This window comes from Thiorhodospira sibirica ATCC 700588, assembly GCF_000227725.2.
GTDB classification, from domain to species: domain Bacteria; phylum Pseudomonadota; class Gammaproteobacteria; order Ectothiorhodospirales; family Ectothiorhodospiraceae; genus Thiorhodospira; species Thiorhodospira sibirica.
Genome location: NZ_MU255056.1, coordinates 591,260 through 593,070, shown reverse-complemented (window position 1 = coordinate 593,070; position 1,811 = coordinate 591,260). Strand labels below are relative to the sequence as shown.

General features: G+C 56.5%; 2 protein-coding genes and 1 pseudogene. 2 read left to right on the top strand and 1 reads right to left on the bottom strand.

Features of this window, described 5'->3' with window-relative positions; genetic code table 11:
* On the top strand, positions 1-989 hold a 989-nt coding region (locus tag THISIDRAFT_RS02850; RefSeq protein ID WP_221913945.1), incomplete at its 5' end, for an ISL3 family transposase.
* A gap of 48 nt (positions 990-1,037) precedes the next feature.
* Here THISIDRAFT_RS02850 and THISIDRAFT_RS02845 read toward each other — a convergent pair.
* Positions 1,038-1,214: pseudogene (locus tag THISIDRAFT_RS02845) on the bottom strand (Fic/DOC family N-terminal domain-containing protein); the annotation flags it as partial.
* 398 nt (positions 1,215-1,612) lie between these two features.
* Between THISIDRAFT_RS02845 and THISIDRAFT_RS02840 the strand changes: the two are divergent.
* On the top strand, positions 1,613-1,811 hold a 199-nt coding region (locus THISIDRAFT_RS02840; protein WP_221913944.1), incomplete at its 3' end, for a MerR family transcriptional regulator.

Below are 1,811 nucleotides of genomic sequence, written 5' to 3'. Positions count from 1 at the left end.
ATCGCCTCACGCCCGACCTTGGCCTTGATCTCGGCGTTGTATGTGTTCCGCTTCTTCTTTTCGCTCATCTCTTCGCTACCCCATGCTGGAGGCTTTGTCATCGCTTAAGCTGTTGTCCAGATTTCAGGGTCCACTATACCCGGCTGTGGCGCATCGTCAAACACTCTATCGCACAGGCCATTGGCTGTTTCGACCTCTCGGCGGTACAAGCCATCGGCCTAGATGAGACAGCCTCCAAGCGGGGACATAACTACGTCACCGTCTTCATCGACATGGCGCGCAGCAAGGAACCCGTTCTCTTTGCCGTGCCCGGCAAGGGCAAGGCTACCCTGGAGCCGTTCAGCACCTTTCTGAAAGACCATGGTGGCGACGCGCAGCACATCGTCGAAGTGGTCTGCGACATGTCCCCGGCCTTTCTCAGCGGGGTCGCCAAAGAGTTGCCCAACGCCTCGGTGACGGTCGACGGGTTTCATATCGTGCAGACCTTCACCCGCTCGGTCGACGAGGTAGGCAAGCTCGAAGGGCGCGAAAAACCGCTGCCCAACCACCTGCGCTGGGCCGTGCTCAAGCGTGGCACCCCCGGCAACCTGACCGACAACCAGACCATCGCCATTGCCGAGATGCTCAAGCAGGGGCTTGATACCGCCACCGCCTGGCGGATCAAGGAGAAGCTGGCCTGGATACGAAAGGCCAAGGGACCGCGAGCCGCTCAGTGGCGCATCACCCACTTCATCAACTACGCCAGGGCGCTGGTCGGTGAAACACCCAGGCTTGAGCCGGTCAGAAAGGCGATCCGAACTCTGGAAAATCATAGGCAGCGCGTTGTTCAACGCTGGACCTCCACCTACACCAACGCCCGGCTGAAAGGCATGAATAGTCTGTTCCAGGCCGCCAGAGCCAGAGCTCGAGGGTACCGCAATGATGAGACCTTCATCGGCATGATCTACCTGATCGGAAGTCCGGTGAGTTCCATGATTAAATCCACTTAATGTGACGAGGAGCCATTTTTCGCCGTCTTTGATTAGTCCCGCTTCTTGCTCCAGCACTTCATCCACGGTGGCCTGGGTGCCCTCAATTTTGCTGGAGAGCACCGCTTCCTGCGTGGTCAGCGGCGACAGCATCACGGCCGGATTGGGTATCCCTTGCAACAGGCCGTCGTATCGCGCCAGCGCCGCGTTGGCCTGCCCCACCAAGGGTTTGTAACTGGTGGCCATAATATGCGTTTTTCTATGAAAACCTCCTATTTTCTCGATAACTTGACAACCCGCCGAGCGGTTATATAGAGTTTGTCCAGCACGATAACCCAGTGCTGATCATGGTCGCGACGCGCTCATGCGAGACCTTAAACGCACGCAAGCGTCAGGTAAGACGGGTTCGCCCGCACTGGCGTTGACGGCGTGAACATGCCAAAGATCATCATAGATTTTCGTGATTTTCCTAAGCATTTATGAGCGGCAGCAGTCGTCGATAGTCCAATGCTGTCAATGGCAGTGCATCCGGTACACTAAGGTTGCATGGCCGACGGCTCAGATGCACTTCACTTCGGTGGCGGGCGATAAGAGCTAAAAACTGTTGCTTGATTTTTTTTCTGCAAATATCTGTAATTGCTTACATGAGTAAGATATATCGCATTAACGAGTTTGCGAAACGGATCGGAAAAGCACCCTCGACAATTCGGCGCTGGGAGCGCGAGGGGAAGCTCGTCGCAAAGCGCCATGCGTCCGGACATCGCTATTTTGACGAAGCGGATGTGCGCTTGATGCTCGGTGGGGCGCCCCGTGAGCGGGATGTCGTGGTCTATTGCCGGGTTT